At 40.8% G+C, this 22,159-nt stretch carries 14 protein-coding genes, 6 tRNA genes and 1 rRNA gene; 1 reads left to right on the forward strand and 20 read right to left on the reverse strand.

Going from position 1 to position 22,159, the window contains the following annotated elements; genetic code table 11:
- The first annotated feature begins 80 nt into the window (after positions 1-80).
- Positions 81-1,691, forward strand: coding sequence for a CTP synthase (locus BLO53_RS16600; RefSeq protein WP_092064155.1), 1,611 nt, complete (start codon positions 81-83; stop codon positions 1,689-1,691).
- A gap of 52 nt (positions 1,692-1,743) precedes the next feature.
- On the opposite strand, the gene BLO53_RS16605 is transcribed toward BLO53_RS16600, so the two are convergent.
- From BLO53_RS16605 to BLO53_RS16700, 20 genes are all read right to left on the reverse strand, one after another.
- Positions 1,744-8,799 (reverse strand): MBG domain-containing protein, encoded by a 7,056-nt coding sequence (locus BLO53_RS16605; RefSeq protein WP_176757336.1) that lies wholly within the window; start codon positions 8,797-8,799, stop codon positions 1,744-1,746.
- An 87-nt stretch (positions 8,800-8,886) separates the two neighbouring features.
- Positions 8,887-9,069 (reverse strand): hypothetical protein, encoded by a 183-nt coding sequence (locus BLO53_RS16610; RefSeq protein WP_092064161.1) that lies wholly within the window; start codon positions 9,067-9,069, stop codon positions 8,887-8,889.
- A gap of 258 nt (positions 9,070-9,327) precedes the next feature.
- The gene (pckA, locus tag BLO53_RS16615; RefSeq protein ID WP_092064163.1) at positions 9,328-10,941 is read right to left on the reverse strand and encodes a phosphoenolpyruvate carboxykinase (ATP); all 1,614 of its coding nucleotides are present in this window, start codon (positions 10,939-10,941) and stop codon (positions 9,328-9,330) included.
- Positions 10,942-11,176: 235 nt separating this feature from the next.
- Complete coding sequence (locus tag BLO53_RS16620; RefSeq protein WP_092064166.1) at positions 11,177-12,538, reverse strand: alpha-galactosidase; 1,362 nt, start codon at positions 12,536-12,538, stop codon at positions 11,177-11,179.
- A gap of 50 nt (positions 12,539-12,588) precedes the next feature.
- Positions 12,589-13,443 carry a 16S rRNA (cytidine(1402)-2'-O)-methyltransferase gene (rsmI, locus tag BLO53_RS16625; protein WP_092064169.1) on the reverse strand — a complete coding sequence of 285 codons (855 nt, stop codon included), beginning with the start codon at positions 13,441-13,443 and terminating at the stop codon, positions 12,589-12,591.
- Between the two features lie 104 nt (positions 13,444-13,547).
- The gene (locus BLO53_RS16630; protein WP_442855814.1) at positions 13,548-14,192 is read right to left on the reverse strand and encodes a tRNA1(Val) (adenine(37)-N6)-methyltransferase; all 645 of its coding nucleotides are present in this window, start codon (positions 14,190-14,192) and stop codon (positions 13,548-13,550) included.
- Positions 14,193-14,274: 82 nt separating this feature from the next.
- A complete protein-coding gene (locus tag BLO53_RS16635) occupies positions 14,275-15,210 on the reverse strand; it encodes a PSP1 domain-containing protein (protein ID WP_092064172.1) in 936 nt (311 codons plus the stop codon).
- The gene (holB, locus tag BLO53_RS16640) at positions 15,207-16,253 is read right to left on the reverse strand and encodes a DNA polymerase III subunit delta' (protein WP_092064175.1); all 1,047 of its coding nucleotides are present in this window, start codon (positions 16,251-16,253) and stop codon (positions 15,207-15,209) included. Before holB ends, BLO53_RS16635 begins: the two co-directional genes overlap by 4 nt.
- A gap of 34 nt (positions 16,254-16,287) precedes the next feature.
- Positions 16,288-16,728, reverse strand: a complete 441-nt coding sequence (locus tag BLO53_RS16645; RefSeq protein ID WP_026490136.1) for a YaaR family protein — start codon at positions 16,726-16,728, stop codon at positions 16,288-16,290.
- Positions 16,729-16,851: 123 nt separating this feature from the next.
- Positions 16,852-17,442 (reverse strand): guanylate kinase, encoded by a 591-nt coding sequence (locus tag BLO53_RS16650; RefSeq protein ID WP_092064178.1) that lies wholly within the window; start codon positions 17,440-17,442, stop codon positions 16,852-16,854.
- Between the two features lie 121 nt (positions 17,443-17,563).
- Entirely contained in the window at positions 17,564-18,973 is a 1,410-nt protein-coding gene (pyk, locus tag BLO53_RS16655; protein WP_092064181.1) for a pyruvate kinase, read from the reverse strand.
- Entirely contained in the window at positions 18,955-20,511 is a 1,557-nt protein-coding gene (locus tag BLO53_RS16660) for an aminotransferase class I/II-fold pyridoxal phosphate-dependent enzyme (protein WP_092064184.1), read from the reverse strand. The genes pyk and BLO53_RS16660 overlap by 19 nt, the downstream gene beginning before the upstream one ends.
- Entirely contained in the window at positions 20,504-21,097 is a 594-nt protein-coding gene (locus BLO53_RS16665; protein WP_092064187.1) for an HD domain-containing protein, read from the reverse strand. The genes BLO53_RS16660 and BLO53_RS16665 overlap by 8 nt, the downstream gene beginning before the upstream one ends.
- 156 nt (positions 21,098-21,253) lie before the next feature.
- Positions 21,254-21,326: transfer RNA gene (locus BLO53_RS16670), tRNA-Phe, on the reverse strand.
- Between the two features lie 4 nt (positions 21,327-21,330).
- Positions 21,331-21,404 (reverse strand) — tRNA-Met (locus tag BLO53_RS16675).
- Between the two features lie 63 nt (positions 21,405-21,467).
- A tRNA-Tyr gene (locus BLO53_RS16680) sits at positions 21,468-21,549 on the reverse strand.
- 7 nt (positions 21,550-21,556) lie between these two features.
- Positions 21,557-21,629 (reverse strand) — tRNA-Thr (locus BLO53_RS16685).
- A 28-nt stretch (positions 21,630-21,657) separates the two neighbouring features.
- Positions 21,658-21,730 (reverse strand) — tRNA-Val (locus tag BLO53_RS16690).
- Between the two features lie 36 nt (positions 21,731-21,766).
- Positions 21,767-21,840 (reverse strand) — tRNA-Asp (locus tag BLO53_RS16695).
- Between the two features lie 73 nt (positions 21,841-21,913).
- Positions 21,914-22,159, reverse strand: a 23S ribosomal RNA gene (locus BLO53_RS16700); the annotation flags it as partial.

Here is a 22,159-nt window from a genome sequence, read left to right on the forward strand (position 1 = left end):
TAAGAGCTTATTTTTCTTACAATTTCATTTTTACTTTCACAAATTTAGTCTCGTCATAAGATCAGGAGGAAATCAGAATAATGGCAGTTAAGTACATTTTTGTTACAGGCGGTGTTGTATCCGGTCTAGGAAAGGGAATCACAGCGGCTTCACTAGGAAGACTACTTAAGGCTCGTGGCTACAAGGTTACGATGCAGAAGTTCGACCCCTATATTAACATTGACCCCGGAACTATGAACCCTGTTCAGCACGGTGAGGTATTCGTGACTGAAGATGGTACTGAAACTGACCTTGACCTTGGTCACTACGAAAGATTTATTGACGAGAATCTAGATAAAAATTCAAATGTTACAACCGGTAAGATTTACTGGTCTGTTCTTCAGAAGGAGCGTCGCGGCGACTATGGCGGACGCACCGTACAAGTTATCCCCCATATTACTAATGAAATAAAGAGCAAATTCTACAGAAACTTTACTGATGATGAGACACGTATTGCAATCATCGAAGTTGGTGGTACTGTGGGTGATATCGAATCACAGCCTTTCCTTGAGGCTATCAGACAGTTCCAGCATGAGGTTGGCCATGAAAATGCCATGCTCATCCTTGTATCTCTTATCCCATATCTTCGTTGTTCACAGGAGATCAAGACCAAGCCTACTCAGTCTGCAGTTAAGACTATGCAGGGAATGGGACTTCAGCCAGATGTTATCGTATGCCGTACAGAGATAAAGCTTGATCAGGAGACTAAGGACAAGATAGCTCTTTTCTGTAATGTACCTAGCAGTCATGTTCTCAACAACCTTGATCTTGAGTACCTCTATGAGGCTCCTCTTGCAATGGAAAAAGAGCATTTGGCTCAGGTAGCCTGTGAGTGTCTGAATCTTGATTGTCCAGAGCCGGATCTTGGAGACTGGAAGGAAATGGTCGACACTCTCTACTCTCTTAAACATGAAGTTAAGGTTGCACTTGTTGGAAAATATACACAGCTTCACGATGCTTACATTTCTGTTGTTGAAGCCCTCAAGCACGGTGGTATTTCTAATCACACTGCTGTTTCGATCAAGTGGGTTGATTCAGAAGAAGTTACTGAGGAAAATGCAGAGTCCTTCTTTAAGGATGTAGATGGTATCATCGTTCCTGGCGGTTTTGGTGACCGTGGAATAGAAGGTATGATCACTTCTATCAAGTATGCAAGAGAGAACAATGTTCCTTTCCTTGGCCTTTGCCTTGGAATGCAGCTTGCCATTATTGAATTTGCCAGAAATGTTATAGGTTATAATGATGCTCATTCAATTGAGTTTGATCCTAATACTACTCATCCTATGATAGCTCTTTTACCAGATCAGAATGGTGTTGAGGACATCGGTGGAACACTTCGTCTTGGTTCTTACCCTTGTGTTCTTGATAAAGATTCCAAGGCTTATGAGTTGTTTGGTTCAGAGAATATCACAGAGCGTCATCGTCATAGATACGAGGTCAACAACGATTACAGAGCAGTGCTTGTTTCTAACGGCATGAAGCTTTGTGGTCTTTCACCAGATGGCAGAATTGTTGAGATGATCGAGCTTCCATCTAATTCTTTCCATATGGCTACTCAGGCTCACCCAGAGCTTAAGTCTCGTCCTAACAGACCTCATCCATTGTTCTCCGGATTTATCGGAGCTTCACTTGAGCATGAAAAGAATCGCTGATATTTAAAGGGAGCAGCTAAAAGCCGCTCCCTTTTTGAATACCACGCTTTATTTAGTTGTTCTCTTCCTCTTTTCTTTTGCCGATAAGAAGAAATGTCGCTGATGCTGCAGCTGCTGCAAGGATTACAAGAAGTCTTGCTGGAAGATTTGTGCTATCTTCTGTTCTAGCTCTTCTTGCTCCAAGTACCGCCTGTCCACTATCTCTACGTGCTCCAAGAACTGCTTCGCCTGCAGGTGCTATTGCTACTGGAGCTGGTGCTGGTGCAGGTGTTGGTGCTGTAGGTGTTGGATCATCAGGAATTGGTGTAGGTGTTGGTGTAGGATCTGGTGTTGGGTCATCTGGAGGAGTAATTGCTGTAATAGTGAACTTTCCAGGTACATATTGAACCTTGAAGTTACCCTGTAGCTCTTCTCCTGTAGCATTTACTGCATATTCTCCTGCTACTTCACCTGCTTCTCTGCCTACTTCAAATCTTACATTCTCTTCAGCCTCTGCCTGAAGTGCTTCATTCTCAGCTACAAGTTCTGCTGTGAATTCTGGATCCTGTTCGTTCACCTGTTTGCTAAGTCCGTCAACTGCTGTAACTGTAACTGGTGCTGGCTCGATGATAAGCTTCTTTAGGTCATAGTTTATGGTGAACTGGCTGGTTACATTTTCATCGCCAAGCCAAATCTGAGGATCTCCAACGTGACTGAAGTTATAATCTCCAACATTTTTACCTCTTTCACTCTCGATAGTTACGTTATTGATCACATATTCTACATCATCTATTGTGAATTTGATTCCTTCTGCTGCGCCTACCTTGAGTGTGAAGAGACGGCTTACCTTATCCCAGAACCATTTAAGAATTGATGCGTCCTCTTCTGGTTCTTCTACTGAGTATTCGCTAATGTATTTGTGTTCCTGACCATCGTAGGTAATCCTGATTTCTTCATTAGAGATAGTTATTTCGTATTTTTCTGCTCTATCCAGGATTTTAAGCGTTCCTGGCTTAAGAGTTATCTCGTAGTTATCAGTTACATCTTTTTCTCCCTTCTTTATAACCACGGAGTCTTCTACTATAGTTACTTGCTGCTCTCCAGCAACAGTTCTCTTATTATCCTTAAGTTCTGCTGTGTAGGTATCACCCTCTGCAAGTTCGCCTTCTGTGATGCTATAGTCTTCTACTACAACTTCTTTTCCATCAAACTCGTGATCTTCTGAGCTTCCAGCTGTTATTATGATAGCTCTTGCCTTGATTTCAAAGTCGCCTGTTTCGTAGGATACTTTGTAGTTGCCCTGGGTTGTTTCACCAGATACTACTATTGCACCTTCATAGACATCCACATCTTCATCTGTTCCTGCGCCTGGTCTTGTTACGTCATATTTAAGTTCGTAGCCATCTATAATCTCGCCATCTACTATTGCTGCTGTATAGGAAGGATCTGGATTTCCATAAATCTTTTCACTATTATCAGCTTTAACCTTAATCTCTCTAGGTCTGATCATTACTGTTGCAGCTGCTGTTGCTGTCTGGTAATTTGGATTTTCAGCCTTTACGTAAATTTCTATTGCGTCCGGAGTCACATTTTTATATGTGAATTCGTCGAGGCTATCTTTCCATTCGATGTGATCAATACTGTAGTAGATTTTGGTTCCTTCTTGTACAGATACCGCAGCTTCTATTGTGTGGCCCTGTCCGTCATAGATACCATCATAGCCAGTTGCAGTTACTGAAAGAGCTTGAGACTCTGTAATTGAGAAGGTACCAGGTTTATAAGTTACTTCGTAATTGCCCTGATCCTTACTTCCTTCAATTACTATTGCATCTACATAAACACCAACTGCTTCATCTGTTCCTGCGCCTGGTCTGTATACTCTATCCCAAACGATTTCATAGTCATCAACTACACCGCTGTTCTCTGTAGGTTCTACTATTCTAGCTGTGAATTCTTCAGGATCAGCTTCTCCGAATACCTTACTAGCGTTATTAGCCTGAATTATTACTGGTCTAGGACTTATTGTTACAGTAGCCTGTGCGTAGCAGTCCTCGTAATTTTTGTTTTCTCCCTTTACATAAACTGTAGCTCCATTAGTTACGTTTGTGAACTGTGGAAGTGTTTCTGACCACTCTTCATTTTCGCTCTGTCTATATTTGTATGTGGTTCCCTCTGCTCCACCAGATACTATGATTGAATGATATTCTGCGTCGTATATTCCGCTGTAGTTCTCTGCAGAAATCTCATTTCCACCAGCTCTTGTTATTGTGAAGTCGCCTGGAAGATATTCTACAATGTAGTTGCCCTGTTCTTCTTCGCCGGATGCTACAAGAACATCTTCATATGTTCCAACTTCTTCATCATTGCCTTCTCTTGCAACTGAGTACTCAATTGTGTCTTCACCAACAAGTCCTGTTACTGTTGCGCCAAAAGGCTGAGGATCTGATTTTCCATATTCTTTGGAAGCATTGTCTGCCTTGACTGTAACTTTCTTAGGAGTAATCTTTACTATTGCTGAAGCTGTTGCATCATCATACTGATCATTTACAGCCTTTACATATACAAGATATTCTCCTACATCCTTGTAACCAGGATTTGTTTCACTCCAGTTCTCCTGATCTATGCTGTAATAGATTGTTGTGCCTTCTGTTACATCTACAGTTGCTGTGATGCTATAGAAGTTGCCATCGTATTCGTGCTCAATGCCCTCAGCAGTCAGTACCATGTCTGTCTTTTCCCAAACTGCGAACATTGCCTGATATGGCATGTCTTCATCAGCTGCTACCATAGCAACCTCGTTTCCAGTAAAGTCGCTATTTGGATAGTACTTTCTATTATCTTCACTATAGAAGTACTCAGCAGTCAGATTTGTCTTTTCCCAGTTGGATGGATCATCCATGAAGTTTTTTACTTCACTTTCTTCTTCACCTATATTTACTCTGGTCCAACCTATGAATTTATATCCCTTTCTGGTTGGTGCTGGCTGCATCTCTACTCCCTCGTTAATTCCAAGGGTGCTTGATGAGTATTCCTCAGCTGTTGTATCAATGTGGAATGCCTTGAATCCATCATTCTTGAACCATGGAATGAAGGTTGGAGTTGCTTTTTCTTTTTCCTTGTAATCTGCACGGAGCTGGATTGTATATTTGGCCTCTATTATATTGCCATCTCCGTCCATATCTTCAATTTCTACTTTTGCATATTTAGCCAGAACTTTGTATTCCTGTCCTGGATAGATTGCTGCCTCTTCTGTATCTACATATTCGTCAGTAGCAACCCATTTCTGCATTACCCAGTGATCAAATACGTAGCCATCAGGTGCATTTACTGCTGGAACTGCAATTGCATAAGCGTTATCAACATATTGATTACTATCTGCTGCCGTTCCGGTTCCTTCAGTTTCCACATCTGGATCTTTGAGGCTGTAAGTAATATTGATTCCATTTGCTCCAGTGAGGATCTTTCTCCACTTGCCGTAGATGTTGAATTCTTCTGTAATCCAGAAACGATCCACATCAGCGTTTGTCGTTGCCCCTTCGCCCCACTTATCCATAGGGTCTGTCATGTGAGCGGTCTTGTTATATTCCTGAAGACCTATTGTCTCGTTAAGTACGTATGAATTACCGTTAAAGACTCTTGTGCAAGCCTCATCGAAATACCATCCTACGAATATGTAGCCATCTCTTGTTCCGGTAGGAGTACTCACCTTTTGGCCGTAGGAAACACGGAAGTTCATCTGCTGCCTGTGCTCTGGATCATTAGGATCATCACCCCAGTCAAGAGATTCGTCTTTTGTTCCATTTTCGTTATATGCGTTAGGATGAAGGAATACACGGTACTGAACCTGACGCCACTTAGCATATACTTCAATTCCACCAACAGGCATTGTTCCTGAAAAGTTATACAATGTGTTACATGTGGCATCTGCATACCAGCCTTCAAATACGTAACCTTTTTCTCCATCTGGAAGAGTAGGCTTGTAGTTCTGAATATTATCTGGAATTATTGCCCCAAACGGAACATTTTCACTTTCTGCTAAAAGAACTTTTGAACGGTCGTTAAGCTGGTTTCCATTACCATCAACGTATTTACCATCCATGAAGTTTACTTTGTAGGCAAGTCTCTTATATACATAGTTGATATTGTAGGTATTTCCAACTGTCCATCTTCCGTCTCCATCCCAGTTCTCATTACGTCTGAATGAATATTCATATCCTGTATATTGTGGAGCGTTCTGCTGATTAACGTCCGTATTACTGGATCTTGGTGTTACTATCTCTGCTTTATAGTAGAGAACACCATTGTATTCTCTGGTTGGCTTATCGCCTATATCTTCTCCTTCAACTACTGGGAACCAAATGTGATATCTCCAGTCATTGTAATTATTGAATCTTACAATAAGGAAGTTACCATCAGAATCATTTGTAGCTCCAAGGATGTTTTCATCCAGAATTGAGATATTACCCTTTACAGTACCGCTACCAGTCGACGTTGGGTTTGGTTTAAGCTTCGTACCATTCATCATTACAAAGCTTACTGGCTGATTATTGCCCACTCCATGGATTTTATCATACTGAGGCCACTGCTCTAATATGTTCTCACCATAGTATCCATGGATTACAAAATAGTATGCCTCATATCCCTCCACGGTTGAATGCTCAAGGGTGTAATCAGTTGTAGGGTGACTACTCTGATTATCGTGCCAATTTACTACACCCCAGATGTTCGCACCACTTGCCGAGTTATTACCAAAGGAATATTGATTTACTCTGTTGCCATTATCTCTATAGAGATAGAATCTTAAGTTGTATTCAATTCTGTCAAAGTAGATATTTAAAACTGCATCGCCTTCAGGCGTGATCTCAACCTGCTGCTCTGGCTCTTTTGCACTAAATCCTTTGTAATGCTTCTCGACATCTTTATTGTTACCGATAAGTGCGTAGTTTTCGTCTCCATTATTTGTATAGATTTCATATGGGATATTCTCTCCGACTGTGCCTTCATTTTCAACAAAGGCTTCCTTCAGATCATATCCACTTCTACTTATATTCTCTGTCCAGAGAATAACAGTATATGGAGCTTTCTCATTTGGAGTCCACTTAGCATAAATTGTGGTATTTACTTCAAGGGTATTTCCGAATTCAAATGGAGTATCCTTGAGCTGGATTGTTGATGAAGCCGCTGGAGTTTCACTTTCGCCATTCTCTTCGTCTGGCGCTTCTGTCGGCTCTGCCTCTGCTGCTTCGAACCATCCTGCGAATGTATATCCATATCTTGTCATGTCTGCTGGATCACAAGGCTCATGTGTAACATCACCAGTCTTAACAAACTGAGGTGCGTTGTACTTACCACCTTTGCCGTTTTCGTTAAATACAAGCCAGTGTCCTAAAGGTGCATTTACCTTAAAGATTACATTGCCATCGATTGTGATGACATCATCATTTTTGAAGATGTCGCCTTCAGTATATTCGTAAGGCTGGCCTGCCTTTCCTACGATGTGGTCTCCGCCTTCATTTACAAGCCATCCCTGGAAATCATGTTCACCGTCAGCTGTGTATCCCATGTTAACCTTATATTCACGCTTAAGATCTTCTCCAGTTGCATTGGCCAGAACCTCAATCTGTTCCTGCCCGATTGATGCGCCGGTTTCATCTACATAGGTCACAAGGTAAAGTTTTGTAAATATTGGGTAATAATTTCTTTCAAATCCATCGTATTCCGGTGGAAGGAGATCTTCCATATCATTTCTTATGTCATCGATACTAAGAGGAGTTGTTTCAAGGGTGTAGTTTTCTTCTGTGGTCCATCCCTTAAAGATTACTCCTTCTTCAAGTTCCCCTACGCCTGGATCGTAGAGAACTACTTCCATGTTGTCGCCCTCTTTAACATACATTGATGGGGCTGGAGTTGTTCCATTGTTGAATATAACCTTTAATCTTGCGTCACTACCTACATTAACAACTGCATAGATTGAGAAACTCTCTGCAGTTATTTCTGCGGTTATTCCGTTAACATCACTGTTGATAACGTCTGCGTTTCCAGAATTATCAATGTGTACAACCTCTGTATTATCAGCATTTTCAATTGCTGTTGTTGTAAGCTTTACTGTTATTGGCACTTCTGGCTGAACTTCTGCGCCATTATATTTGAAAGTAATGTCTACAGCTTTTACTTCCACTGCTGTACCCTCAACAGCATCTGCTGCCTTGTCGAGCACTTCCTGATCTGAAACTTCTGCCACTTCCATGACTGTTCCTTCTGGGAATGCACCTTCCTGGGCATCTACATAAACAGCAACACCGCCGGCATAGCCATTAAATCTCTGAGCTGGCATCTCTATTTCTACTTCAGCTTTTTTGAAATTAGCTGTAAAAGTAATGTCTTCAACTACATTTGAAGGAATATACTCTGCGCTTTCAGATACCACTTCTCCGTCAGCATCTTTCCAGCTTACAAATACGAATCCATCATCAGCTACTGCTGTTGAGCCTTCTATCTTAGGCTCTTCTTCATCTGCATCTATCTTCTCTTCTGACTTTGTTACTGATCCACCTTCTGTAGCCACGTACTTAATTGTTATGAAGTTTTCCTTTTCTTCTTTCTCTTCTGAAGAAGCCTCTGTTGCTGCATCGTCTTCTGATGAGGCTTCTGCTGCAGCGTCTTCCTTGGATGAACTTTCGCTAGCCGCATCTTCTTTTTCTTTGTCAAAAGAACTTTCGGTTGCCGCTTCCTCTTTTGGCTCCTCAGGGATTACTACCTCTGTAGATGCTGCATCTGGAGTTGCAGGCTCTACTGCTGGAGGATTCTGAGTTGATTCTTCAGGAGCAGGCTGCTGATTTGAATCCTGTACTGGCTCTTCAGCTGGAGGTGCAGTTTCTTCACCGCCATTTTCTGGCTGATAGTTTTCTCCACCGCCTTCTTCCTGATAATCTTCTCCGCCATTATTCTCTGGCTGAGCCTCTTCTCCACCGCTCTCCTGCTGTGGCGCTTCTTCTGCTGGCTGCTCTACTGTTTCTTCTGGAGCATCGTCAGCAAATACTCTTACACTTGCCAAATCACTATTAAAGGTAGTTGCTACAAGTGCAAATGCTAATATGAATGCTAAAACTCGATTCCATTTTCTTAACATAAGCATTTCCTCCCTCATAAGATTTGCTTTTGTTTTGTGTCTCTCTTTTATTCTTTATACGAATATCACTAGGTGATAGAAAAATGATTAGCTTGAGGCTTTAAATATCTCATTCTCTTCCTCGGCGCTTACTGCCTCATCGATCAGTTTGATCATTTCTAACAGGCTCCTGAAATATTGAATCCTGTTTTCTTCAGCATAGGTTATTCGACCTTGCCATGTTCCGTTTTCATTGCTTAAGATCTTTACCACGAATGTACCCTTTTTCATAGGCTGTTCCTCGCTGTAGTTGCTAAACCACGTGCTATTATGATGTTTCATGGTCTTATTTTAGAAATTTTGCAATCATAAAAACTATCATGTTGCGTCAGAAAATTGATGGTTTATGATTAAAATTGTCTGAATATTGTAAATGAAAAATAAAGAAATCGATTAAGAAAAATAGATTTTGAACAACAAAATAAGGGTAGATTCCCGTAGGAATCTACCCTATATTGTGTTTATATTTAGTTTATAAGCTTAAAACCATCAAGCTTTAGGACCAGCTGCTACAAGTGCCTTACCAGCTTCGTTGCCCTCATACTTCTTGAAGTTCTTTGTGAATCTGTCTGCAAGATCCTTAGCCTTTGTCTCCCACTCAGAAGCATCAGCATATGTATCTCTAGGATCAAGGATTGCAGGATCAACTCCTGGAAGTGATGTAGGAACTTCGAAATCGAAGATAGGAATCTTCTTTGTCTCAGCCTTGTTTACATCGCCATTAAGGATTGCATCGATGATACCACGAGTATCCTTAATAGAAATTCTCTTACCTGTTCCGTTCCAACCTGTGTTAACGAGGTAAGCCTTAGCTCCTGACTTCTGCATCTTCTTAACAAGTTCCTGAGCGTACTTTGTAGGATGAAGCTCAAGGAATGCCTGTCCAAAGCAAGCTGAGAATGTAGGTGTAGGCTCTGTGATTCCTCTCTCTGTTCCAGCAAGCTTAGCTGTGAAGCCTGAAAGGAAGTAATACTGTGTCTGCTCAGGTGTAAGGATTGATACTGGAGGAAGTACTCCGAACGCATCAGCTGAAAGGAAGATAACGTTCTTAGCATCAGGACCTGCGGATACAGGGTTAACCTTCTGAACGATGTTCTCAATGTGGTTGATAGGATATGATACACGAGTATTCTCTGTAACTGACTTATCATCGAAGTCGATCTTACCATTAGCATCTACAGTTACGTTCTCAAGAAGAGCATCTCTTCTGATAGCATTGTAGATATCTGGCTCAGATTCTTTATCAAGGCCGATAACCTTAGCATAGCAGCCGCCTTCGAAGTTGAATACTCCGTTGTCGTCCCAACCGTGCTCGTCATCACCGATAAGAAGTCTCTTAGGATCTGTTGAAAGAGTTGTCTTACCTGTTCCTGAAAGGCCGAAGAATACAGCTGTGTTCTTACCTTCCATATCTGTGTTAGCTGAGCAGTGCATGGAAGCCATGCCCTTAAGAGGAAGGTAATAGTTCATCATTGAGAACATACCCTTCTTCATCTCTCCGCCGTACCATGTATTGATAATAACCTGCTCACGGCTTGTGATGTTGAATGCTACGCAAGTCTCAGAGTTAAGTCCGAGTTCCTTGTAATCATCAACCTTAGCCTTTGAAGCATTATAAACTACGAAATCTGGCTTGAAATCTGCAAGCTCAGCGTCTGTAGGCTGAATGAACATGTTCTTGATAAAGTGAGCCTGCCAAGCAACCTCAACGATAAAACGAACTGCCATACGAGAGTCTTTGTTTGCTCCGCAGAAGGCATCAACAACGAAAAGTCTCTTGTTGCAAAGTTCCTTCTTAGCAATCTCTTTAACCTTTTCCCAAACTTCCTGGCTCATTGGGTGGTTATCATTCTTGTACTCGTCAGTTGTCCACCATACAGTGTCCTTTGAGTTATCGTCCATAACGATGTATTTATCTTTAGGAGAACGTCCTGTGTAAATACCTGTCATAACGTTAACTGCACCGAGTTCAGTATCAACGCCTTTCTCATATCCTGTAAGATCTGACTTCTTCTCTTCTTCATAAAGAAGTTCATATGAAGGGTTGTAAACGATCTCAGTTGTACCTGTGATGCCATACTGGCTTAAATCGATGTTTGCCATTTTGTGACCTCTCTTCTTTAATATTTTTGTTACGAAAAAATCTGATAGTGCGTCGCATCCAGTTGTAACAGGATTGCGGATAATTTGTGTGCAATATTCAGATAATTCGTAGATACACTATGAAATTCATGGGCAACTTGCGCCCACTACTACATTTATACTACAAAGTCTATCTTTTAACAATGTTTTTGGGACATTTTTCTATAAAATTACTGTAAATAATCTCATAAAAATATTAGCTTTTACTAACAGTTTCCCCTGCCTCAATTTCAAAACATCTTACGCTGTGTGGCTTAAGCGTTACCTCCTTTTTGTCCTTTAATGTGTATCTGCTGCCTTCCCATATATCTACAGCAGGAAACTCTTTTTCTGTATCTATTCCGATATCTTTGAATTTAATCTTAGCCTTGTTCTCTTTTTCTCCTATATTAAACACAGCTACATAGACCTTGCCGTCCTTGGTCTGGCTCTTCCAGATGACCATATCATCTTTCCTTAAGACTTCCCTGGCCTTTCTACCATGTTTGTGCATATTAAGGAGCTTTTTATTAGTCAAAAGAGATAGTGTAAACTCATCATTATCTCTCATCTCCGCGCCGATCATCAGAGGAGATCTGAAGATACACCACAAAGTCATCATTATCTTCTGCTCGTCCTCAGTAAAATTGGTGTAATGGCCTTTGTTTGCCCTTTCTGGATCATCAGATAGCTTTTTATCTGTATTTTCCTTAGCTTCCTGGCATACACACAGATGTCCGATCGGAAGCATGTCGCAATCTGGCCAGTGATCCTTGCATCCAATACCTTCCCAGGCCTTACATCTTTCAAACATGCCATAGAGAAGAGCCCATTTATCCCAGAAGTCATCTGTCATTCGCCATAAATTTGCATTTTCCAACAGGAAATCCTTCTGCTCAACTCTGGCTGGTCCTGGAGAAAGTGAAAGAACTATGTCTCGACCGCTGTTTTCAATAGCTTTTTTGATCATAGCAATCTCAGAAAAAGCTGCTCCAGGCGCTTCCGGTCCGCAATCCTCCCTTGCTATATCGTCTACCTTGACATAATCAACGCCCCAATCAGCGTACATCTTAAATATGGAATTATAATATTCCTGCGCATCCTCACAGTTTGCATCAACGCCGTACATATCTGTATTCCACAAACATATTGAAGCCGGATGTGCAATGTCTCTTGCAGTCCTATCACTTCCAAGAAGTGGTGTATTTCTGTGAACGGCCTGCCTTGGTACGCCTCTCATGATATGGATTCCAAACTTAAGTCCCATATCGTGGATTTTCTGGGCAATTGGTGCAAAACCTTTTCCACCCTCAGATGATGGGAATCTGTCAATTGCAGGGATCAGTCTTGAATATTCATCCATTTCAAGTTCTGTGAACTTGTGATATTCATGGGAATCTGCCCCTTTCTCATACCATTGTATGTCACAAACCACATACTCCCATCCGTATTCCTTGAGGTTTTCTGCCATATATTCAGCATTCCCCAAAAGCTGCTCCTCGTTTACTGCTGCCCCATAACAATCCCAGCTATTCCATCCCATAGGCGGACGCTTGGCAACATACTTTTTTTCTTCCATGCTTTACCTCCAGTTTGCCTTACTTCTAGCGTATATAATAATTTTCTATATCATTTTTCTGATTCTAACAAAGCCTGGTAGATTTCTCTTTTTCCTACACCCCTGTCCGCAGCAACTTTCTTCATGGCTTCCTTATGAGGAACGCCCTGCTCCTCATAATATTTCATGTGGTCTTCGATAGTCATCTCATTCCAGGACTGCCTTTTTTCTTCATCCTGCTCCTGCAAACTTTTCCCTTCGATTACCATTACATATTCGCCACGAGGCTCATTCTTCTGATAAAAAGAAATAGCTTCTTCGATAGTTGTAGGAACTACCTCCTCAAACTTTTTAGTAAGCTCCCTGCATATTGAAATACGGCGGTTTCCAAGGGTTTCATAAAGGTCATCCAGCGCGGTCTTAAGATGATGAGGCGCTTCATAAACTATTATTGTTCTGCTCTCATCTTTAAGATCTTCCAGAATTCTTTTCCTGGCCTTTTTGTCATCTAGGGATGGCAAAAAACCTTCAAAGCAAAAACGTCTTGTTGGAAGCCCGGAAAGTGTGAGGGCTGTTATACATGCAGCAGGTCCTGGAAGTGAAGTTACAGTTATTCCGGCCTTATGGCATTCTGCAACCAGTACTTCTCCAGGATCAGAAATGGCCGGGGTTCCAGCGTCTGTAATAAGTGCTATATTAAGTCCCTCCTGCATTTTGCCAATCAGGTACTGCGCCTTGTCGTATTTATTATATTCGTGATAACTTGTCATCTCTGTGTGTATATCGAAATGATTCAAGAGTTTTATACTGTTTCTTGTATCTTCAGCAGCTATCAGATCAACAGACTTTAAAGTCTCAAGAACTCTAAAGGTCATATCAGCCAGATTGCCAATGGGAGTGGCGCATAAATATAATTTTCCTGCCATATATAATCTTCTTTCTTTTCCTCAATGATCACAACTATGATCAAATACACTTCAATATCTTTTATTCATCGGCATATCTGCATTTGCCTGCGCGATCATGTCTTCTAATACCCATAAATATCATATATTTCTCTGGTGTATTTGCCCTGTTCCTCATAGATTATAAGCGGACTCTCTACAGTAATCCTGGATTTCCCTCCACGAGCTCCCTCTATAAGGACCATACTTGGCTCTTTATCCACAAAAGGATATACTAGCCGCATCCTCTTAGGCTCCACTTTGTACTGGTGCATGAGCACCATTATCTCCGTAAGTCTAAAGGGTCTGTGGACCATATAAAATTTGCCACCTGACTTAAGCAGTCTTGCAGCTGTCCTTATAACATCCTCCAGGTCGCACATTATTTCATGCCTTGCAATTGCCTTGGGCGCGTCAGGATTCTGAAGACCATGGCTTCCCTTCATGTATGGTGGATTGCTTGTAACAACATCAAAAGAGGCAGCCTCAAATATTTGATCTGCCTCCTTAATGTCACCTTGTACAATTTTTACTCTGGTCTCAAGGTCATTAAGGATCACACTCCTATTTGCCATTTCCGCGGATGTCTCCTGGATTTCAAGACCAATTAGCTCTCTGGCACTGGTCTTGGCAGCCATGAGTATTGGAATTATTCCAGTCCCTGTTCCCAGGTCTAAAACTCTCCCTCCCTCTGGAGCATCAGCAAAACCAGACAAAAGAACTGCATCCATTCCAAAACAGAATTTCTCCGGATCCTGTATGATCCTATAGCCATTTCTCTGTAGATCATCCAACCTCTCGCCAGGCTTTAGATCAATTGTCCCCAAGTTTTGACTTTCCTTCCTGTTTCTCAATCTTCTCAAGAGCCTCAAGTTCTTTCATCTCTTCGTCTTCCTGAGAGTTCTTTTTGCCATTGTTATTCTTTTTCTTTTGTTTCTTCTTTATAAACTCAAGTTCCTCGAGTTTATACTCATGAACTTCCTTCTCATCGTCAACATCAACAAGAATCTTTACCATCTGCCTCAAAATGTTAACGCTTGAAACCTCACCCTCAAGTCCGTCCTTGGCTCTGCAGAAATCACCAACTCCAGGCATCTTTCTGTTGAGTTCTTCATATACGTCCTCTTCATTCTTGAGACAACACATCAGTCTTCCACAAACACCTGAAATCTTAGTAGGATTCAGTGAAAGACTCTGTTCCTTGGCCATTTTGATAGAAACTGGCACAAAATCTGAAAGATATGAATGACAGCAAAGTGGTCTTCCGCAAATACCATAACCACCGATAATCTTAGTCTCATCACGGACACCAATCTGTCTAAGCTCAATCCTGGTCTTGAAAACAGCTGCTAAATCTTTTACCAGTTCTCTGAAGTCAATTCTTCCGTCAGCAGTAAAATAAAATAAAATCTTATTATTATCAAAGGTATACTCAGCATCTATAAGTTTCATCTCAAGATTATGTTTTCTAATCTTCTCAAGACAAATCTTAAATGCCTCTTTTTCTTTTTCCCTGTTGGTTCTCTCCTGCTCATCATCCTTGGTACTCGCAGTTCTTAGTACTGTCTTAAGGGGCTTGATGACCTCGTCATCTTCCACTTCTCTAGGAGCTGCAACTACTGTTCCGTACTCCACTCCCCTTGCGGTTTCAACGATAACGTGATCACCCTTTTTGATCTCATATTTACCTGGTGAAAAGAAATATATCTTTCCGGCTGTTCTAAATCTTACGCCGATAACTTTTGTCATAAATTCTCCTTAATGCCAAGGAGCATCAGCTCCAGAGCCAAATCTATATTAACATTGGAGTTTATACGGTTTCTGGCAATCTCCATGTCATTAATAATACGATTAATTCCATCGTATGTACACTTCTGTGTAACATCTCTAATATACGATAATTTATCCGAGAAAATCAAGTGTTCCACTTCATCAGTCGCCTTGAAAACCAGTATGTCCCTAAATAGAAACAGAAGAACATCCATAAAATCTTCAAGGGCATGCATATCTATTCCTTTTTTGGCACTTTTCTCATTCTCCTCTGATGGTGCCAAAAGCTCATGTACCCTATCCATCATGTCGTGGATTTCAAGGTTTTGAAGCTTGGATACAAGCTCAATCGTGCCATTTTTCAATTCATCAAAGCTGCTATTAGAAGCAAGCGCAAGTGCTTTTCCCACATTTCCTCTAGCAAAAGAAGCGCACAGCATTGCTTTATAATCCACTACATGGCACTCCTCCATCAGATATTTCTTAATGGAATCGTCCTGCACTGGTTTCATCGGAAGCACTATGCACCTACTAGTGATAGTAGGTAGAAATGCATTGATATTATTGGTAAGGATAATAATTACTATATAAGCCGGTGGCTCCTCAAGGGTTTTTAAAAGCGCATTTTGCGCAGCCGGTGTCATCTTTTCCCCCTCTGGGATGATATAGATTTTATAATTGCTCTCATAAGGTCTTATGACAACATCGTCCCTAAGCTTTTCTCTAATATCATCTACACCAATACTACCTGGCTTTTCATGCGTGATAGTTATAATATCAGGGTGATTATCACTTAAAGCCTGAACGCATGAATGACATTCGTTACAGGCTTCTTCGTATCCATTCTTATTCTCTTTGTGTTCGCACTGCAATGCCTTGGCAAAAATCTTGGCAATATACTCTTTCCCTGATCCATTCTCTCCGGAAATAATATATGCGTGGGAAACCTTGCCAGTTCTAAGCACATTCTGCATGTGCTCTTTCATCTGATTCTGATCTATGATGTCGGCAAAATCTGCCATTTCCTATCCCCTTATCTATCCCCACTCAAAACATTTACGTAAATATATCAAGCAATAAGCCTTGTATCTGTCCGATTTTGGCTAATATTGCTATGTTGTCCTTTTCATCCTTGACCAGTTCTCTTGCAAGTTCATCAAGTTCGTCATCAACCTGCCTGATTATGCCATATACTCTATGTCTTCCCTTCCTATCAAGGAAGTTCTCTCTGGAAAAAACGTGGGATCTGGTCACTACTTCATTCATAAAGTCCTTGATCAGGATTCTGTATCTCTGCATGTCCCTGATATCATTCTTTTTGGAAATACGCTCTCCCTGTTGAACAATATCCTGCATCATCAGATTCAGGCGCTCTGCAAGAGAAGCATCTTCAAGTTTACTGGTAAGAACAAACTTAAAATCGCCAGTTGCCTCCTGAACCTGCTCCGGTGCTGGTGCCTGTGGTGTCTGAGAGATATTACTAATCTTAATATCCATACTACACCCTCCTGAACTATCCACTCATGAAATCTGCAAAACAGTACTAATAATATAATTATCGTTCCAAAACGTTAATTTACTTTACACCTATATCATTATATCGTGAAATAAGGCTTATAATCAAAGGTTCTCTTTTATAAATTCCTTTATCTCTGCAATACAAATATCTATTGTATTGTTATTATCAAATCTTCTAACTATGCCTGCGCATGCAATCTTTTCCTCACTGAAGTCCTCTTCATCTGCAAGAAATCGTCTGCACATTTCGTCATACTTGGGATTTTCCTGTTTGTCCTCTCTATCAAGAGCTCTATGCAGTCTTATCTTCGTGCTGACTTCAATAAGAATTGGCTCAACATTTTGAGAACCAAAATAATCTCTATAGGAGCAATAGGATTCAAGGGTTCCAATCACCAGATAATTACCTTTACTAAGATCTATCTGCCCATCGTCAGCTGTAAAATATCTCCATTCCCCGTATTTTGTGTGATATGTTCTTTCTTCTATTATCTTTTTTAAAGCTCCAAGTTGAATATACTCTTCTTCGCTTTTAAAGAAATACTGAACTCCATCAGTTTCTCCGTCTCTCATAGGACGCGTGGTGTATGGCACCACCTTTTTTAATCCCAGTTCCTCATCCTGAATAAGGTTCTTGTATATGCTATCCTTACCAGATGTGCTCTTTCCCATCAAAAGAAATATTTTCCCCATTTTACTACCATTCTCTCTTTTTAATAATATAGTCTGCTATTACTTACCCCTAGTAATAGCAGACTAGTAGTTACTGTTTACATGCCTGTAGCTTGTTTCAGTAGCTAATATATTCGTATCTTTAAATTTCTTCTACTCGGATCATATTGGTTCTTCCTGGAATACCAAGAGGAACGCCTGCTGTAAGAACAACTTTATCTCCAGCCTTGAGATAACCTGCATTCTTGGCTGCATTTATTGCCTCTTTGAAGAGTTCATCCGCAGTATCTTCCTGTCTTATATGAAGTGGTGCTACACCCCACATAAGATTAGCCTGTCTGCACACTGTAGGATTTATAGTACATGCAATAATCTGGCAATTTGGCTTATATCTTGAAACCATGCTTGCTGTGAATCCTGACATTGTAACTGTAAGAATTGCATCAGCATTAACTTCTGCTGCGATATTACAAGTAGCATGTGAAATTGCAGTTGTAGAATCACCTGGCGCGTAATCTCTTTTACGAAGTCTTCCTACATAATCAATATCGGCCTCTGTTCTCTCTGCGATTCTAGCCATAGTCTTAACAGCTTCAATAGGATAATCTCCATTAGCTGTCTCTCCGGAAAGCATTATAGCTGTTGTACCATCATAAATAGCATTAGCTACGTCAGTAACCTCGGCCCTAGTTGGACGTGGATGATGGATCATTGAATCAAGCATCTGAGTAGCTGTGATAACATACTTACCCTCTGCCTCTGCCATCTTGATCATTTCCTTCTGAATAACCGGAACGTCCTCAAAAGGAACCTCTACTCCCATATCGCCTCTGGCTACCATGATACCATCAGCCACCTTAAGAATTGACTTAAGGTTCTTGATACCCTGAGTACTCTCAATCTTAGCAATAATCTTCATCTGGCTATTCTTGGCCTTTAAGATCTCTCTTATTGCCTCAACATCATCCTTGGTTCTTACAAAAGATGCTGCTACAAAATCAAATCCCTGCTCACAGCCAAATTCGATATCACTTCTATCCTGTTCACTAAGGTAAGGCATTGTAAGCTCAGCGCCTGGAACATTTACGCCTTTCTTATCTGAAATAGGACCACCATTAACTACTGTACAAACAATATCTGTATCACTGACTTCTTCTACTCTAAGCTCGATAAGACCATCGTCAAGAAGAATTGTCATTCCCTCTTTGCAGTCGTTTGTGAGTTCCTTATAAGTAATTGCTACTTCATCTTTAGTTCCCATGATATCGCGGGAAGTAAGAGTGAATCTCTGGCCTGTAACAAGCTCTTCCTTGCCATTCTCAAAATCTTTTAATCTGATCTCTGGTCCCTTTGTATCAAGCATAACAGCAATAGGAAGCTCTAATTCGTCTCTGAGCTTCTTGATCCTATCATACTTTCTCTTGTGCTCTTCATGTGACCCATGAGAAAAATTGAAACGCGCTACGTTCATACCAGCAAGCATGATCTCTCTTAGTTTCTCTTCACTCTCACTAGCTGGTCCTATAGTGCAAATTATTTTTGTTTTACGCATAAAACTCCCTTTCTAATTATATCCTGTGATTCCATATCATTATCCCCAATACAAACTATCCCCTGCACATTCATACAATTATCCAAATAATGACATACCTCGTCTATTATTGCCCTGTTAAATATCTCCCCTGGCGCAATAAGTGGTATACCCGGCGGATATAAATTAATAAATTCCGCAGAAACTCTGCCTTCAGCCTCTTGCAACTCTACTACTTCGCTGTCAGCATCCCATGCACTCCTTATACTTGAAAAGGCACAAGGAAGTTCGTATATCTTCTCATTAGAAGACACGCCGTTTTGTTCGTCGCTTGAATTATTATGTGAATCTTCAAGAGTACCTATAGACTGTTGTAGCTTATTATCTATGTCCAAAATAGCTCTAATAAGCCTGTTAACCCCATTATCTGCATCCCAACCAGAAATGATAGCCAAAGCATATCTATCTCCTGCCATCTCTAATTGTAGATGATATTCTTTTCGAAGTATATCATATAAATCCTGACCTGTCATTGTACCAATATTGACATAAATCAGTACTTTTGCGGCATCTTCTATTGCATTTTTTCCCGGAACAATTATATACCTGCAATTACGTGTAGCAGTTTGTATTTTATTTCGGAGTTGTAAAAGCCTATTAGCAAAGCTCTTACCATTATCCGTAATTTCCTTCACGCATAAATCTATAGATGACATCAACACATATGATGGACTACTACTCTGATAAATCCTAAGAAATCTCTTTAGCCTATTTCTATCTACCAGATTACCCTGCACATGTAAAAGAGCGGTCTGAGTCATTGAAGGTAATGTCTTATGAACACTATGAATTACCAGATCTGCTCCCTGTGCAACTGCACTTTCTGGAATGTCATCATATAAATTATTAGTATAATCAATAGCGCTAGCAGTATCCTGAGTAACCGTACTGTCATCTAAGACTTTCTTGTCTGCTCTATTATTTAGAACAAAGTGTGCCCCATGAGCTGCATCGACAATAAGTGGTATTCCTCTTCTATGACACACCTTGGCAATTTCTCTTATTTCTGAACATTTTCCTTCGTATGTAGGAGATGTAATAAATACGCACTTGATGCCAGCTTCAAGATTATCCTCAATCTCTTTTGCCGTATATCCTGTAGGTATCCCATAATTCTGATCAAGCTTATAGGGAAGATACTTTATTTTTAAATTTCTCATGTAAACAGCATGATAAAAAGACTTATGACTCCCTCTTGCAGCTAACACTGTATCACCTTCGCCTGCCACAGCAGAAATGGCTGAAAGAACTCCACATGTACTGCCATTAACAAGAAAGAATGTCTCTTCGCTTCCATATAATCTGTTGGCTCTCTTCTCTGCCTCTAAAATGATTCCACTGGCATCATGAAGATTGTCATAATCATCAATTTCTGTTATATCACAACGAAAAGCACCCTTCATCGGGGTGCTCTCTAAATTGCGCTTATGACCTGGCATATGAAATGGATACATATCTGAATCTGCCAGTTTACATAGTTCCTGGTATAAATCAGGCATAATTTACTAAAATCTTTCCCTTTCTCAATTTGAGAGTCTCTAATGTAGATGAATACTTGTCCGCAATACAAACAATCCAAGCCTCTCTACATCTAGGCGGATTAATAGTTAGTGGCCACATGTGCTTTCTGATTATATCTTTCTCTCTCTCAGATAAGACAAAATCTCTCGTAGCATTTCTTAATGCTATTCCTGGATGGTAGAATCCATGTAGTTTAGGATGAATATTTCCAGGCGCCTCAGAATTGTGCCAATCATACAGAAAATAATCATGCAATAGAGCACCTCTTACAAGTTCTCGCTCCTTACAATGTACTCCCAAAACCCTTCCTAACTTGATTGCACATAACGCTACATGTAAACAATGCTCATAAACTGTCACATTTCCATGCTGAATAAAACTTTTTAGTTTAATATACTCTTCTGATTGGAGAATATCCTGTCCATGCTTCTTGATAATAGACTTATACTCCTCGTTAGCCTCTAACTCATCTAAGACCTCAGGATTAAATGTATCTGGATCGTAATGTTTTATATCCAATACCTTTTTAATGGCATTTCTATCTTCCGCTTCTAATCTATGCATATACTTCCCTCACAAGCATCTTCCTTGATTGTTATATATTAACATAATTATGTGAGAAATAAATAAAAAACAAGAAAAAATAGGATTAACTCATATAGAATTTGCGATTTTATTTCAAAAAATGGAATGATCATTGAATTTTAGACATAAAAAAGATGCCTAGAGTCGGAATCGAACCAACGACACGAGGATTTTCAGTCCTCTGCTCTACCAACTGAGCTATCTAGGCATAGTAGCGGGGACAGGATTTGAACCTATGACCTTCGGGTTATGAGCCCGACGAGCTTCCAGACTGCTCCACCCCGCGTCATTATAAATCCGTACCTCGTACGAATTATATGATTTTCTGTCTATAAGACAAAAAAATAAATGGATGGCGGTGGATTCGAACCACCGAAGCAATTTGCAGCAGATTTACAGTCTGTCCCCTTTGGCCACTCGGGAAGCCATCCATATAAAAGCCGATGAGCGGACTCGAACCGTTAACCTGCTGATTACAAATCAGCTGCTCTGCCAATTGAGCCACATCGGCTTACACACGAATTGTGTTCGTTGTATAGTGGGGCCTACAGGGCTCGAACCTGTGACCCTCTGCTTGTAAGGCAGATGCTCTCCCAGCTGAGCTAAGACCCCATACAAACATATAAGCCAAACTATATTAAGTTTGAGCGACCCGAAGGGGGTTCGAACCCCTGACCTCCGCCGTGACAGGGCGGCGCTCTAACCAGCTGAGCCACCGGGCCATTTGGTAATCATTTGTACCTTCAAAACCGAACACTGATAATCTAAATCCTTCTTCAATCGTTCCTAACCTTCTTGGATAAGCCCTCGACCTATTAGTACACATCAGCTGAACACGTTACCGTGCTTACACCTTGTGCCTATCTAACCTCATACTCTCTAAGGGGTCTTACTGGACAAGCCAGGGATATCTCATCTTGAGGGGGGCTTCACGCTTAGATGCCTTCAGCGTTTATCCCTTCCGGACGTGGCTACCCAGCCTTATGCATCTGGCGATGCAGCTGATACACCAGCGGTCCGTCCATCCCGGTCCTCTCGTAC

The sequence above is a fragment of the Butyrivibrio sp. INlla14 genome, assembly GCF_900102515.1.
GTDB lineage: Bacteria > Bacillota > Clostridia > Lachnospirales > Lachnospiraceae > Butyrivibrio.